This window comes from Micromonospora phaseoli (assembly GCF_900109115.1).
Lineage (GTDB): Bacteria > Actinomycetota > Actinomycetes > Mycobacteriales > Micromonosporaceae > Micromonospora > Micromonospora phaseoli.
On sequence record NZ_FNYV01000003.1, the window covers coordinates 244,924 to 259,275 of the forward strand.

Here is a 14,352-nt window from a genome sequence, read left to right on the forward strand (position 1 = left end):
TGGGTGGCGTCACCTACGCTGACCCGACCTCACCGCGCAACCGGTACCGACGAGTGGAAGGACGACGTGGCCGAGGGAACGGACGACCGGGCGTTGCCGGCGACGGAGGAACTGGCCCTGGCCCGGCGGGCCCTGGACTCCGGCGAGCTGGCGCACGCCGCTGAGCATGTCGCGGCCGCGCTGGCCCGCGCCCCGACCCTGCCCGAGGTACACGAGACCCTCGCCCACCTCGCCGCGGCCAGCGGAGACGGCGGGGTCGGCCTGTTCCCGTTGCAACACCACACCTTCGTCGGCGCGGTCGTCGCCCGCGCGCACCTGCTCGCCGCGGCCGGCCGCCCGGCCGAGGGCCTTGATCTTCTGGTCGCGGCCACCGCGCACGCACCCCGGGCGGACTGGGCCGGGGTGCCCTGGGTGACCTCACCGGAGTTGGCCGAGCGGCTCGGCCCCGACGCCGCGGCGCGGGTGTTGATGCAGGTCTGCGCCGCCGCCCCCGATCCGGTGCCGCCCTCGGACCGGACGGCGCTGGCGGCCTATCTCACGCTGGCCCGTAACGCGGTCACCGTCCATCCGGAGCACGGCCTGCTGCTGGGCACCGCGTCCGCGCTGGCCCGGCGGGTCGGCGAGGTACCGCTCGCGGTGCGCTGGGCCAGCCGGGGCGTACGCGCGACGCCGTCGAAGATGGGCGAGGTCTGGTTCGGGTACGCCCTACGCAGCGCCGGCCGGACCCGCGAGGCGCTCGCCGCACTGCGCCGGGCCGTCGACCACGACCCGGACGACCTGGCGGTGTACGCCGACATCGCCGGCACGCTGGCCGACCACGGGCGGCTGGCGGAGGCGCTGAGCTGGATCGAGCGCGCGCTGGCCCGCAACCCGTCCTTCGACTGTGCGGTGCACACCGCCCACCGGCTCAGGTTCCAGCACGACGGTGAGGTGCGGCACCTGGTCGGCCTCGCCGACTTCATCCGCGATCATCCCGACGACTCGCACGAGCACAGCGACCTGGCCGAGTGCTGCCGCGGTCGACCATGGCTGGGGCAGCTCACTCCGGTCGCGCCGCCCGCGAGACCGGGTGCCGAGGGGCGGCCGGGCCCGGTACGCCCGACGCCGCAGCCACCCTCGGCGGAGGCGGCGCGCCGGCTGCGCGAACTCGCCCATCCGGCCTGGCCGCACCCGCCGGCGGCATACGACGCCGCGGTCGGCCTGGCCACCCTCGACCTGCCCGATCTGCTCGGTCTGCTGGTCCATCCACCCGACACCCCGAAGACCGCGCTGGGTCAGGTGCTCTCCGGCCAGGACCCGGCGCTGTGGGTGCGCTGCGTGCAGGTCTGGGCCTGCCTCGGCCTGCTGCACCACCGCACCGACGAACCCTGGGCTGGCTCGACCCGGCGGCGCGTGCTGGTGGACCTGGCCCGCGACCCGGACGAGGCAGCCGGCGAGGCGGCCCTGTTCGCCCTGGTGACCGCCGCCTGGGTCGACCCGTCCGTCCGACCCGACGTGGCCCAGGTGGTCGCCGGGCGGCTCGCCGCGGTGGCCAAGGCGGCCCGGGTACAGCCGGTACCGGCCGCCCCCTCGCTGGCCCACCTGGCGCTGGCCACCCCCGACCTGGACCGGGACACCGTCATCCTGGCTCAGGAGTTGGCCGGCCTGCGCGGCGGACGGCGCCGCCACCGGCTGCGCCGTTTGCTGCGCCGCCTGCTGCATCCGCTCCGGCCCCGCCTACCCGGCCCGCCACCGCCCTGACTGTGACAGCCCGGCACCGCCCGACGCAGCCCGGCACCGGGCAGCCGGCACCGCACGACGCAGCCCGGCGCGACGCGGATGGCGATGTTAAGAGGGGGCCCTTCCTATACGCCAGGCGTTAAGAAGGGCCCCTTCCTTTCACGTCAGCGGGCGAGGGCGGTCTCGGCCTGCTCCTCGGGGCTGGCAGCCTCGGTGTCGTTGCTGGTACGCAGCGGAATCTCCCGGATGAACCAGGCGAGCAGCGGGACCACCACGGCGAAGAGCACCGCCCATCCGAAGACGTGCGAGATCGCGTCGGCGAGGCCGCCCAGGACCAGTTCCCGGGCCTGCGCCGGCAGCTCCTTGAGCTGCTCGATGTTCATCGCGGCCCCGGCCTCGCCGCCGCCGCTGAAGGCGTCGCCGGCCGTCGAGCCGGCGAGCCGGTTGGCGAAGATGGCGCCGAACAGCGAGATGCCGAACGAGCCACCGATGGAGCGGAAGAAGGTGGCCGCACCGCTGGCCGCACCGAGGTCCTTCTGCGCGACGCTGTTCTGCGCGATCAGCATGGACGTCTGCATGAGGAAGCCCATGCCGGCGCCGAGCACGAGCATGTAGAGCGACGACTGCACCTTGCTGGTGTCCACGTCCAGCAGGCTCAGCAGGGCGAGCCCGACGGCCATCACCCCGCCGCCGACGATCGGGAAGATCCGGTACCGCCCGGTCCGGGTGATCGCCCGGCCGACGACCAGCGAGACCACCAGCATGCCGAACATCAGGGGCAGCAGCAGCAGGCCGGAGTTGGTGGCCGAGGCGCCCTGCACGGTCTGCTGGTAGAGCGGCAGGAAGTTCATCGCGCCGAACATCGCGAAGCCGAGCAGAAAGCCGATCACCGAGATGAGGGCGAAGTTCCGGTTGGCGAAGAGCCGCAGCGGCAGGATCGGCTCCGGGACCCGCCGCTCGACGAACCCGAAGAGCACCAGCGCCGCCACGGCCAGTACGGCGAGACCGAGGATCTGCGGTGAGGCCCAGGCGTACTCGTTGCCGCCCCAGGTGGTGATCAACACGATCCCGGTGATACCCACCGACAGCAGTGCGGCGCCGAGCCAGTCGATGCGGTGCTCGGTGCGGTACTTGGGCAGGTGCATGGTGGTGATGAGCAGTACCAGCGCCACACCGCCCAGCGGCAGGTTGACGTAGAACGCCCAGCGCCAGGAGAGGTGGTCGGTGATGAAGCCGCCGACCAGCGGGCCGGCGACCATCGCGATCGCCATGATCCCGGCGATCATGCCCTGGTAGCGGCCGCGCTCGCGGGGCGGCACCAGGTCGCCGATGATCGCCATGACGCCGACCATCAGGCCGCCGGCGCCCAGACCCTGGACGGCCCGGAAGCCGATCAACTGGACCATGCCGTCGTCGGGACCGCCGAGGAACCCCGAACCGGCCATGCCGCAGAGCGCGGAGCCGACCAGGAAGATCACCACGGCGGTGAGGAAGACCGCCTTGCGGCCGTAGAGGTCGCCGAGCTTGCCCCAGATGGGGGTGGAGACGGTGGTGCCCAGCACGTACGCGGTGACCACCCAGGTGAAGTGGTTGAGCCCGCCGAACTCCCCCACGATGCGCGGCAGGGCAGTGCTGACGATCATATTGTCGAGCATCGCCAGCATCATGGCGATCATCAGACCGAAGAGCACGACCCGGATGTTGGGTCGTACGACAGTCTGGGTCTGTTCGGCCATCGGTAAGCTCTCCCCCCGAGACGCGGCGCACTTACTTGCCGCCCGGCTAGCAACCTTACTAGCCGGACGGTAAGTTGGACAGGCGACGACAGTCAAGCTGATTGGGTGATGCGAGTGAGCCAGGGCACAGGCGGCACGCGAGAGCGGATCAAGGCCGTCGCGCTGGAGCTCTTCACCGAGCAGGGCTACGAGGCGACGTCACTGCGCGAGGTAGCCGAGCGGCTCGGCGTCACCAAGGCCGCGCTCTACTACCACTTCAAGAGCAAGGACGAGATCGTCACCAGCGTGGTCTCCGATCGACTGGACCGGATGGACGCCCTGATCGCCTGGGCCGAGAACCAGCCGGCCACCCGGGCCACCCGCCGCGCCGTCATCGAGCGGTACGCCGACGCCATGTTCAGCGGCGAGGAGCCCTCGGTGATGCGCTTCTTCGAGCAGAACCAGACGGCGCTGAAGAGCCTCTCCGCCGGTCGGGAGCTGCGCGGCCGGATGTTCCAGCTGGCCGCCGTGCTCTCCCACGGCGACGAGTCCCCCGCCGCCCAGCTCCGTGCCGTGCTCGCCCTGTTCGCCGTGCACAGCAGCTGGTTCGCCGTACGCACGCCGAACATCACCGACGCCGAGCGCAAGCGGGTGGCGCTGGAGGTAGCCGACGAACTGCTCGCCGCGATCGCCGCCCCGCCGCCCACCGCGCCCTAGGCGGGCGGCGGGGCGAGGGGTAGGCGGAGCGCCAGCAGGTCCACGCCGGGCAGCGGAGTCCAGTCCTGCTCCGGTACGCGGACGAAGCCGCGCCGGCGGTAGAGCTGGTGGGCGGCCTCGGCGTGACCGGCGCGTACACAGATCATCAGTGCCGTGCAGCCCAGCTCGACCGCCCGCGCGACGCACGCCTCGACCAGCGCCGCGCCGGTGCCCCGGCCCTGCGCCGCCGGATCGACCGCCAGCATCCGGAACTCGGCCTCGCCCGGGACGCACAGCTCGGCGTACCGGGTGCCCGGCAGGACGAAGGTGACCGAGCCCCGCAGCTGCCCGGTCACCGGGTCGACGGCGACCAGGATCTCGCCGTGCTCCGCCCGGCCGGCCACGTCGGCCAGCACCTCGGCGTAGCCGGCCTCACCCTTGAGCTGGCCGTCGGCCTCGTACGCCGCGACGGTGAGTCGGGCCACCGCGGCGAAGTCGTCCGGTCCGGCCGCACGGACCAGCACGCCGGTCAACCGATCACCGCGATCAGGTCACCGTCCTGCACCACGTCGCCCTCGTTCACCGCGAGCTGCTGCACCACGCCCTCGGACTCGGCGATCACCGGGATCTCCATCTTCATCGACTCCAGGATCACCAGCGTGTCCCCCTCGGACACGGTGTCCCCGGCCGACGCGACGACCTTCCAGACGTTCGCCACCATCTCGGCGCGGATCTCCTCGGCCATCTCCCGGCCCCTTCTCTCGCGACTGCCTGCGACGTATCCAATCACGAGTGGGCCGCCGGTGGGCGTGGAGCGGCTGCCCGGGGCGGCTGGATCCACCGGTTCGCCGGCCCCGCGAGCGGTCCACCCCCGTCGACCGCACTAACATCAGCGGGTCAGGCCCTGACGCCGGGAGAAGGACCGCGCGCCCGCATCGGGGTCGTACGCAGACGATCCGGCCATCACGAGGAGATCAGCATGGCGAAGAAGTCCCGCAAGAAGAAGGCCCGCAAGAAGAACGCCGCCAACCACGGCAAGCGTCCCAACTCCTGAGGCGGCGGACGACGGACACGCCGGTGGCCCGGGTCAGTCTCGACCCGGGCCACCGGCGTACGTCGTATCGGGGCACGGGAACCTCGTCCCGGTGCCGGCCGGTCACCGCACCTGGTCCGACAGCGGCCGGACCACCTGGATCAGTCGGTCAGCTCCCGCGACTCGCTGCTCTCGAACACGACCAGCTCGCTGATCCGTACCCGTAGCCGCTCACGCAGCTCGTCCGGCGCGGACTCGTTGCCGCAGCACCGGGCGACGAGCGCCTTGACCTCCTGCTCGATGCCGTACTCCCGCAGGCACGGGCCGCACTCGTCGAGATGGTGCCGGATCAGCGTCCGACGCTCCTGCGCGCACTCCAGGTCGAGGTAGAGGTAGACCTCGGCGATGACCTGACGACAATCTGTCTCGTGCGGTTCCCCACAGCTCACGTCACACCTCCCCGCCGGCGGCGGCGGTCGAACTCCGGGCCGGCTGGGCGGCGGAGAAGCCCCGCTCCGCGGCGTAGCCCTCAAGCAGCTTGCGCAGATTACGCCGCCCGCGGTGCAACCGCGACATCACGGTGCCGATCGGCGTACCCATGATGTCGGCGACCTCCTTGTAGGAGAACCCCTCGACATCGGTCAGGTAGACCGCCAGCCGGAACTCCTCCGGCAGCTGCTGGAGGGCATCCTTGACGTCGCTGTCGGCCAGCCGGTCGAGCGCCTCGGTCTCGGCGGACCGCAGCCCGCTGGAGGTGTGTGACTCCGCCTCGGCGAGCTGCCAGTCGGTGATCTCCTCGGTGGGCGCCTGGATCGGCTGCCGCTGCCGCTTCCGGTAGGAGTTGATGTACGTGTTGGTCAGGATCCGGTAGAGCCAGGCCTTGAGGTTCGTGCCCTGCTCGAACTGGTGGAAGGCCGCGTACGCCTTCAGGTAGGTCTCCTGGACCAGGTCCTCGGCATCCGCTGGATTACGCGTCATCCGTAGGCCGGCCGCGTACAGCTGATCGACGAATGGCATCGCGTCCCGCTCGAACCGGGCCCTGCGCTCGTCCGTCTTCTCGGTGGTCAACCGCACATCCCCTCGGGTCGGATGCTTCTTCGCCGAGGATACGCGTACGGACCTACCGGGAGATTCGGTTCCGACGGGTGTGCCCGTCGCCACCTCGACCGGTGGTACCGCCGCCGGCCAGTCGGGACCGGCCAGCAGCTGCCTGAGCTGCCGTGCGTCCCGATCGTCACGTTCCCGGTTCCGGATCTCGGTCGGCACCGGCCACCCCCTCGCGCAGTGAAGCCTCTCCGACCTCGCCCTGTGGTCCGTCGTGGGCACAGGGGCCCACGCGGGTCAGGCTGGAGAAAGCTCAGTGGTTGTCCGAGGTGTTCAACACGCGCCGAGGGCCGGGACATTCCGTCCCGCCCAGCGTTCCTGGTCCCGGCCGCGGCGGTGCGACCGAGGCTGGGACCAGGAAGGGCCTGGGAGCCCGGTGTCACCGCCCCGATCGGGCACGGCGACGCCATCGGGTGCAACGAACCGGCGCGCCCGGCGGAAACGGCGCTGGCACGGCAGGCGGCCCGGGCGGGCGGGCGGCGGAGGGCTCAGTCCCGGGCCCAACCACGCTCGCGCAGCCAGCCGACCACCAGTGCCGCCGTGCCGGTCGGGTCGCCGCGCAGGTCGTGCCGCTCGCCCGGCCGGACCACCACCCGTACGCCGGGGCCTGGCTCCGGCACGCCGAACGGGTCCCGGTCGCCGTTGACCACCAGGGTCGGCAGCCCGGTGCACAGCTCCCCGGCCCGGCTGCGCTCTGGTCGACCGGGTGGATGCAGCGGAAAGGCGAGGGCCAGCACACCGGCGGCCCCCACGGCCGCCGCGGTCCGGCAGGCCACCCGCGCGCCGCTGGAGCGCCCACCCACCACCAGGGGTACGCCCGGACAACGCCCCCGGAGCACGGCCAGCACGGCGGTCCACGCCTCGTCGAGGTGCCCGGCCGGGGCCGGCGCGCGTCGACCGGCGACCCGGTAGGGCTGGGTCACCCGGGCCACGGCCACTGCGGCGGTCAACGCCGCGTCGCGGAGCGTCAGCAGGTCAGGGGCGTCGACGTCACCGCCCGCCCCGTGGCCGAGCACCAGCAGCGCCCGGGCCGGGTCGGCCGGTGAGACGAGGTCGACCCGCGCCGGACCGCGCGGCGTCTCGATGAGGTGATCGTGCGGCACCTCTTCATTGAACCGTGCGCAGCCCTCACCTGCCCCTGCGGCTCGTCGACGCAGGGGTCCGGGCGTCACCGGCCCACCGGGCGGGCCCGGCGACCGGCGACGCCTCAGCTCAGTGGAACCAGGGTGAGCAGCCGGTCGCGCACCGGCGGGCCGGCCTCACCGGCTGCTTCAGGGTCGGGTTGCACCTCGCCGCGCCAGGCCACCAGCATCGCCCGCCGCTCCCGTGGGGTGGTCCCACCCCACACGCCGTGGCAGTCGCCGACCTCCAACGCCCAGGCCAGACAGGAACCCTGCACATCGCAGCTGCGACAGAGGGCCACCGCCGCGTCGGCCGGCTCGTTCGGCGCCGGAAAGAACGTTTCCGGGTCGACACTCTGACAAGTGCCCCTGGTACGCCAGGCTTCGTCCTGTCGCCGCTCGCGCAACGCCCGCAGCAGTCGCGGATCACGCCGCGCTGCGGCCACCTCGTGTGGACGGGGCATACGCGCCCGTGTCATCCACCCACCTCCCCCGTGGGACCAGCAAGATCGATGAGCGTCGTTGACCCGACGTCGACGACACCCATCACCGGCGCTGTGTTCTATCGCACTTACCCATGCCGGGACAAGTCTCTGCCGAGAAGTTGGCGCAACGACCGAGTCATTTTTCGCCCGCAACCGCAGCAAATCACTCTCGACAATGCGCGGTGCGTAATCAGAACAGCGTCAGGTCCTGCGGCTCGGCGCCACCGGCCGGAGACACCCGGGCGGTCAGTTCGGGGCCGTCGTTGCGGACGTCGCCCACCGCCGGCCCGACCGGCCGCACCTCCAGCCGGGCCAGCCAGCTCAGTGGGGGCGGGACGAGCAGCTCCGCGTCGCCACCATCGGCGGCCAGCCAGGTCGCCCACTGCTCGGGCGGCATCAGCAGGGGCATCCGGTCGTGCACCTCGGCCAGTTCGCCGAGCGCGGCAGTGGTCAGCACGCTGCAGGTCAACAGCGACCTGTCCGGCCCGTCCCAGACCGACCAGATGCCGGCGAAGGCGAGCACCGAGCCGTCGCGCGGAGTCATGTAGTACGGCTGTTTGGTCCCGCCGGGCAGTCGCACCCACTCGTACCAGCCGTCGGCCGGGACCAGGCACCGCCGGCGGGCGAAGGCGGGAGCGTACGCCCGGCTGGTGGCGACCGTCTCGGCGCGGGCGTTGATCATGCGGGCCGCGCCGGCGGGCGACCGGGACCACGGCGGCACCAACCCCCACCTGCCGAGCGAGAGCGCGCGGTGCCCGGCGGGGCTGACCCGGACCAGCGGCACGGGATCGGTCGGCGCCACGTTGTGGTCGGCCACGAGACCGCCCCCGGTCTCGTCGGCGGACTCGAACAGGCCGCTCAGGTCACCCGCGCTCCGGGTCGTGGCGTACCTCCCGCACATGCCGCATACGCTAGCGCGCCGCCGGCCCGTCGGTTGTCCCGCCAACCGGGAGCGCCGCCCGGCAGCCGCCAACACCCGGCACGACACGGCAGAATGTAGCTGTGCGGAACCTGACCGCGACCCGGCCGCTACAGCCGTGGACCGCCCCGACCGCCAGCGACCCGGTGTCGGCGTCGCTGCGCCTGCCCGGGTCCAAGTCGATCACCAATCGCGCCCTGGTGCTCAGCGCCCTTGCCGCCGGCCCGTCGACCCTGGCCCGGCCGCTGCGGGCCCGGGACACCGAGCTGATGGCGGCGGCGCTACGGGCGATGGGCGCCCACGTGTCGATCGCCGACGACGAGCGCTGGCTGGTCCGGCCGCACCGACTGGTCGGCCCGGCGCACGTCGATGTCGGGCTCGCGGGCACCATCATGCGCTTCGTGCCGCCGGTGGCGGGACTCACCGAGGGTCAGGTCACCTTCGACGGTGACCCGCAGGCCCGCAACCGCCCGCTCGGGCCGCTCATCGAGGCGCTGCGCTCCCTCGGGGTACGCATCGACACCACCGGCCCCGGCAGCCTGCCGCTGGTGGTCCTGGGTGCCGGCCGGGTCACCGGTGGCGAGGTGGTCATCGACGCCTCTGCCTCCAGCCAGCTGGTCACCGGGCTGCTGCTCGCCGCGCCGCGCTTCGACCGCGGGCTGGTGGTCCGGCACGTCGGCCCGCCCGTACCGTCCGCGCCGCACCTGCGGATGACCGTGCAGATGCTGCGGTCCGCCGGCGCGGCGGTCGACGACAGCACCCCCGATGTCTGGGTGGTCGAGCCGGGCCCGCTGACCGGGCGCAGCTGGGAGATCGAGCCGGACCTCTCCGGTGCGGTGCCGTTCTTCGCCGCCGCCCTGGTCACCGGCGGTGAGATGACGCTGCGCGGCTGGCCGCCGCAGGGCAGCGCCCAGCCGGTGGAGCGGCTCCGCTCACTGCTGCAGCAGATGGGCGCGGAGGTCGCGTTCACCACCGAGGGGCTCACCGTGCGGGGCACCGGGACGGTACGCGGCCTGCGCGCCGACCTGTCGGACGTCAGCGAGCTGACTCCCGCCCTCACCGCGCTGGCGATGCTCGCCGACTCCCCCTCGGTGTTCACCGGGGTCGGCCACATCCGGGGGCACGAGACCGACCGGCTGGCCGCGCTGGCCCGGGAGTTCACCGGGCTCGGCGCGGACATCACCGAGTCGTCCGACGGGCTGGAGATCCGGCCCCGGCCACTGCGCGGCGGGACGTTCCGCACCTACCACGACCACCGGATGGCGCACGCGGCGGCGGTGGCCGGTCTCGCCGTACCCGGCATCGAGTTGGACGACGTGGCGTGCACCTCGAAGACCATGCCCGAGTTTCCGGCGCTATGGTCAGCAGTGGTGACCGGCAAGAGCTGAGCGAAGACGAAGGGACGGCCCTGGCGACCAGGCGGGAGTACGACGAGGACGACGTACGGGTCCGGCCCGGTAGGTCCTCCCGTCCGCGTACCCGCACCCGGCCGCAGCACTCCGACGCGAAGGACGGCTTCGTCATCGCGGTGGACCGCGGCCGATACACCTGTGTCTCGGCCGGAGCCGGGCCCGACGATCCCACCGTCACCGCGATGCGCGCCCGTGAACTGGGACGCAAGTCGGTCGTGGTCGGTGACCGGGTCGGTCTGGTCGGCGACACCTCCGGCGCGGCCGGCGCACTGGCCCGCATCGTCCGGATCGAGCCACGCCGGTCGGTGCTGCGGCGTACCGCCGAGGACGACGCCAGCACCGCCGAGGGACGACTGGAGCGGGTGGTGGTCGCCAACGCCGACCAGCTCGTGATCGTCAGCGCGCTGGCCGACCCGCCGCCGCGTACCGGGTTCATCGACCGTTGCCTGGTCGCCGCGTACGACGCGGGCATCGAGCCGCTGCTCTGCCTGACCAAGGCGGACCTGGCCGGCCCCGAAGCGGTCCTCGACTACTACACCGAGCTGGAGCTGAGGCACGTGCTCATCCGGCCGGACTCACCGCTGGACGAGCTGCGCAGCCTGCTCGCCGGGCGGATCTCGGTGCTCGTCGGGCACTCCGGGGTCGGCAAGTCGACGCTGGTCAACCGCCTGGTGCCGGAGGCGGACCGGGCGGTCGGCACGGTCAGCGCGATCGGTCGGGGCCGGCACACCTCGACCAGCGCGGTGGCGCTGCGACTGCCCGCCCTGCCCGACGCGGCCGACGACCCGGGCTGGATCGTCGACACCCCCGGCGTCCGCAGCTTCGGCCTGGCACACGTCTCGGCCGAGAGCCTGCTGCACGGCTTCCCGGACCTGGTCGAGGCGACCGTCGACTGCCCGGCGAACTGCCCGCACACGGTCGACGAGATCGACTGCGCCCTGACGGCGTGGGTCGCCGACGGCCGCGCCGATCCGCGCCGGCTGGCCTCGTACCGCCGGTTGCTGGTCTCCCGGGCCGGCGAGACCGACCCGCGCGGCGAGGCCCATTCGCGCGGACGGGCGGAGTGAGCCGGCCCCCGGGACCGGTCCGGCTGCGGCGTCGCTACCGTGTCCGGCATGACCGGGTACGCCGATGACCTCGCCCTCGCCCACCGGCTCGCCGACGCCGCCGACGCCATCTCGACGGCCCGGTTCCGCGCGCTCGACCTGCGGGTCGAGTCGAAGCCCGACCTGACGCCGGTCTCCGACGCGGACACCGCCGTGGAACGCGGGATCCGCACCCTGCTCGCCGAGCACCGCCCCGGCGACGGGCTGCTCGGCGAGGAGTACGGCGCGACTCCCGCCGCCGGAGCACGGCAGTGGGTGGTGGACCCGATCGACGGCACCAAGAACTTCGTCCGGGGCGTACCGATCTGGGCCACCCTGATCGCACTGCTGGAGGACGGCCGACCGGTCGCCGGGCTGGTCTCCGCGCCGGCGCTGGGCCGCCGCTGGTGGGCGGCGCGCGGCACCGGTGCGTACGCGGGCCCGGACGCCACCCGGGGCGAACCGATCCGGGTCTCCGGGGTGACGAAGTTGGCCGATGCCAGCCTTTGTTACTCCTCGTTGGGTGGTTGGGAGGAGGTCGGCCGGCTGGAGCCGGTGCTCCAGCTGATGCGGGACACCTGGCGCAGCCGGGCCTACGGCGACTTCTACGGTTACATGCTGCTGGCCGAGGGCGCACTGGACGTCATGATCGAGCCTGAGCTGTCGCTCTGGGACGTGGCCGCACTGGTACCCATCGTGACCGAAGCCGGGGGCACGTTCACCGATCTGGCGGGCCTGCCGGCCCCTGCCGACGGCGAGAACAGCGCCGTGGCCAGCAACGGCGCACTGCACCGCGAAATCCTCGATCGCCTCGTTCCACCGGCCGCGCGCTGACGCCCGGTAACCTCTATCCTCGCCAGGTGGCTACCTCGGGTTGGTGTTTCCTCGCGGCGATGATCGTCGCGTACGGCGTAGCCAATCTGTTGCAGTCGATCGCTGCCGCCCGCACCACCGTGCATCACACCTTCGATCCCGGTCTGCTGCTGCGCCTCGCCGGGCACCGCACCTATCTGGTCGGAGTGGCGTGTCAGGTGGCCGGGTTCGTGCTGGCCTTCCTGGCCCGGCGGGACCTGCCGCTGTTCCTGGTGCAGGCGAGTGTGGCGGCCGGGCTCGGGGTGACCGCCATCCTCGGCGTGGTCGTGCTGAAGTGGCGGCTGCCGATGGCCGAGGTCGCCCTCCTGGTGCTGCTCTTCGCCGGAATCAGCGCACTGGTGCTCTCCGCCCGGCCGGCACCGTCGAAGGCCCTGGGCACCGCGGGCATGGTCGCCCTGCTGCTGACCCTGGCGGTCATCGCGGTCGCGGGCATCTTCGCGGTCCGGCTGCACGGCGTGCCCGGCTCGGTGGCGCTCGGCTCGCTGGCCGGTCTGGCCTTCTCCGCCGCGGCGGTGGCCGCCCGACCGCTGGCCTCCGCGCCGAGCTGGGACGCGTTCCTCGCCGACCCGCTGCTCTACCTGCTCGTCGTCCACTCCGTGGTGGGTCAACTACTGCTCGGGCTGGCGATGCAGCGAGGCTCCACCATGGCGGCGGTCGCCGCCATGGACGCGGCCGGCGCCGTGCCCGCCGCCATCGTCGGTCTGCTGCTGCTCAACGACAAGATCTGGCCGGGGCGGGAATGGCTCGCCGGCGTCGGCTTCCTGGTCACCCTCGCCGCCGTCATCGGACTCACCCGGTACGCCGCACCACAGCACCAGCACGCCATCGCCCGGGAGACGACCCGGGCGATGGTCGGCACCGGTCCGCCGCGGCCATCACCGCAGCCCGACGGACCGGTCACGCCACCGCCCGACGGACCGGAGTGGACGGTCGCGCGCGCGGCCAACGGGGTGAGCGGTCGGACTCAGGCCGCCTCGACCGGTTTGCGTCGGCCGACCACCCGCTCGTAGAGCCGCTCCAAGGCGCTGGCGGTGCGTTCCCAGGTGTAGCTGCACCGGACCCGGTCCACCGCGGCATGCCCGTACGCGAACCGGCCCGCGTTGTCGGTGAGCAGCCGGCGCAACGTCATCCCGAGGGTGCGAATGTCACCCGGCGGCACCAGCTTGCCGGTCACCTCGTCGACCACGGCATCGGCGATGCCGCCCATGGCGTAGCCGACCACCGGTACGCCGCAGGCCATCGCCTCCAGCGACACCCGGCCGGCCGAGGAGTAGTGCGGGGTGCAGGCCACCACGTCGGCCGAGCGGTACCAGGTGGCCATCTGCTCGTGTGGCACCGCACCCACCAGGTGCACCTGATCGCCCACTCCGATTCGTTCGGCCAGCTCGCGCAGCCGACGCGCCTCGGCGTGGTTGGCCAGCCGGTCGGCCGGCGGTCCTCCGGCGATCACCAGCTCCGCGTCGCCGACCAGCCGCATCGCCCGGATCAGGTCATCCTGGCCGTGTCCCGCGGAGAGCCCACCCACCGACAGGATTCGGGGCCGTCGGTCGCGCGGAGCGGCCTCACCGTCGGGGTGGAACCGTTCGGTGTCCACACCGGTGGGGACCATGGCGACGGAGGCGCGCTGCAGACCCATCCGGGTCAGCTCGTCGACCTCGTCGTTGCACTGGGCGACCGCGACGTCCACGGCGCGGGTCAGCGCCCGCTCCAGCGGGATGCGGGTGCCGGGTCCGTCGTACTGCGAGCCGAGGTGACGCAGCTGCTCCATGCCGAGCGAGTGGAACGTCTGCACCACGGGAATGTTGGTCTCCCGGACGGCGTGCGCGGCGGCCAGCCCGCCGACCCAGTAGTGGCCGTGCACCACCTCCGGCGCCCAGTCGCCGGACCAGCGCTCGGCCAGCCACTGGCCGAACGCGGCAACGTAGGGCACCAGCTCGGCGGTGGGTATCGGGGCCACCGGCCCCACCGGGGCCCGCTCCACGCGGTAGCCGTCCCGGGTGGTGGTCTCAGCGGCGTCCGGATCGTCCCGGCGGGTGTAGACCCGGACGTCGTGACCCCGCCCCGCCAGCTCGGCGGCGACCCGTGCGATGTGCTGGTAGGTGCCGACGACGGTGCCGTCGTCGGACGGCGGCGCAGCGGCGTGGGCACAGACGAGGCCGACGCGCATGGGTCACCTCCATGCGGATGGTG

16 protein-coding genes are annotated in these 14,352 nt (G+C 72.8%); 7 read left to right on the top strand and 9 right to left on the bottom strand.

From position 1 onward, the window contains the following. Positions 1-66 precede the first annotated feature (66 nt). The gene (locus tag BMY89_RS09405) at positions 67-1,740 is read left to right on the top strand and encodes a tetratricopeptide repeat protein (protein ID WP_092378121.1); all 1,674 of its coding nucleotides are present in this window, start codon (positions 67-69) and stop codon (positions 1,738-1,740) included. Between the two features lie 143 nt (positions 1,741-1,883). On the opposite strand, the gene BMY89_RS09410 is transcribed toward BMY89_RS09405, so the two are convergent. Further along, a complete protein-coding gene (locus BMY89_RS09410; RefSeq protein WP_332455097.1) occupies positions 1,884-3,551 on the bottom strand; it encodes an MDR family MFS transporter in 1,668 nt (555 codons plus the stop codon). Between the two features lie 12 nt (positions 3,552-3,563). Here BMY89_RS09410 and BMY89_RS09415 point away from each other — a divergent pair, with 12 nt between their 5' ends. Next, complete coding sequence (locus tag BMY89_RS09415; protein WP_092378128.1) at positions 3,564-4,151, top strand: TetR/AcrR family transcriptional regulator; 588 nt, start codon at positions 3,564-3,566, stop codon at positions 4,149-4,151. Here BMY89_RS09415 and BMY89_RS09420 read toward each other — a convergent pair. Beyond that, on the bottom strand, positions 4,148-4,663 hold the full coding sequence (locus BMY89_RS09420) for a GNAT family N-acetyltransferase (RefSeq protein WP_092378131.1): 516 nt from the start codon (positions 4,661-4,663) through the stop codon (positions 4,148-4,150). The two genes, BMY89_RS09415 and BMY89_RS09420, sit on opposite strands and share 4 nt — an antisense overlap. Further along, on the bottom strand, positions 4,660-4,875 hold the full coding sequence (locus BMY89_RS09425; RefSeq protein WP_092378133.1) for a biotin/lipoyl-binding carrier protein: 216 nt from the start codon (positions 4,873-4,875) through the stop codon (positions 4,660-4,662). Before BMY89_RS09425 ends, BMY89_RS09420 begins: the two co-directional genes overlap by 4 nt. A gap of 234 nt (positions 4,876-5,109) precedes the next feature. Between BMY89_RS09425 and BMY89_RS31525 the strand changes: the two genes are divergently transcribed. Beyond that, positions 5,110-5,184, top strand: a complete 75-nt coding sequence (locus tag BMY89_RS31525) for a 50S ribosomal protein bL37 (RefSeq protein WP_372433306.1) — start codon at positions 5,110-5,112, stop codon at positions 5,182-5,184. A 140-nt stretch (positions 5,185-5,324) separates the two neighbouring features. Here BMY89_RS31525 and rsrA read toward each other — a convergent pair whose 3' ends face one another. The 5 genes from rsrA to BMY89_RS09450 all read right to left on the bottom strand — a co-directional run bounded on the left by rsrA (position 5,325) and on the right by BMY89_RS09450 (position 8,774). Continuing rightward, entirely contained in the window at positions 5,325-5,612 is a 288-nt protein-coding gene (gene rsrA, locus BMY89_RS09430) for a mycothiol system anti-sigma-R factor (protein ID WP_092378135.1), read from the bottom strand. Between the two features lies 1 nt (position 5,613). Continuing rightward, entirely contained in the window at positions 5,614-6,429 is an 816-nt protein-coding gene (locus BMY89_RS09435) for a sigma-70 family RNA polymerase sigma factor (protein WP_170147619.1), read from the bottom strand. Positions 6,430-6,755: 326 nt separating this feature from the next. Then, positions 6,756-7,370, bottom strand: coding sequence for an alpha/beta hydrolase family protein (locus BMY89_RS09440; protein ID WP_092378138.1), 615 nt, complete (start codon positions 7,368-7,370; stop codon positions 6,756-6,758). 104 nt (positions 7,371-7,474) lie between these two features. After that, positions 7,475-7,867: a WhiB family transcriptional regulator gene (locus BMY89_RS09445; RefSeq protein WP_092378141.1), complete on the bottom strand. Its 393-nt coding sequence runs from the start codon at positions 7,865-7,867 to the stop codon at positions 7,475-7,477. A gap of 196 nt (positions 7,868-8,063) precedes the next feature. Beyond that, the gene (locus tag BMY89_RS09450; RefSeq protein ID WP_092378143.1) at positions 8,064-8,774 is read right to left on the bottom strand and encodes an SOS response-associated peptidase; all 711 of its coding nucleotides are present in this window, start codon (positions 8,772-8,774) and stop codon (positions 8,064-8,066) included. Between the two features lie 101 nt (positions 8,775-8,875). On the opposite strand from BMY89_RS09450, the gene aroA reads away from it, so the two are divergent. The 4 genes from aroA to BMY89_RS09470 are packed head-to-tail and all read left to right on the top strand — an operon-like array spanning position 8,876 to position 13,172. Continuing rightward, a complete protein-coding gene (aroA, locus tag BMY89_RS09455; protein WP_092378146.1) occupies positions 8,876-10,180 on the top strand; it encodes a 3-phosphoshikimate 1-carboxyvinyltransferase in 1,305 nt (434 codons plus the stop codon). After that, positions 10,150-11,271 carry a ribosome small subunit-dependent GTPase A gene (gene rsgA, locus BMY89_RS09460; RefSeq protein ID WP_092378149.1) on the top strand — a complete coding sequence of 374 codons (1,122 nt, stop codon included), beginning with the start codon at positions 10,150-10,152 and terminating at the stop codon, positions 11,269-11,271. Before aroA ends, rsgA begins: the two co-directional genes overlap by 31 nt. Positions 11,272-11,319: 48 nt before the next feature. After that, entirely contained in the window at positions 11,320-12,123 is an 804-nt protein-coding gene (hisN, locus tag BMY89_RS09465) for a histidinol-phosphatase (RefSeq protein ID WP_092378151.1), read from the top strand. 59 nt (positions 12,124-12,182) lie between these two features. Further along, entirely contained in the window at positions 12,183-13,172 is a 990-nt protein-coding gene (locus BMY89_RS09470) for a hypothetical protein (RefSeq protein ID WP_092378153.1), read from the top strand. Here the strand turns inward: BMY89_RS09470 and BMY89_RS09475 are convergent. Further along, positions 13,127-14,329: a glycosyltransferase gene (locus BMY89_RS09475; protein WP_092378156.1), complete on the bottom strand. Its 1,203-nt coding sequence runs from the start codon at positions 14,327-14,329 to the stop codon at positions 13,127-13,129. The genes BMY89_RS09470 and BMY89_RS09475 overlap by 46 nt on opposite strands. Positions 14,330-14,352: the final 23 nt, after the last annotated feature.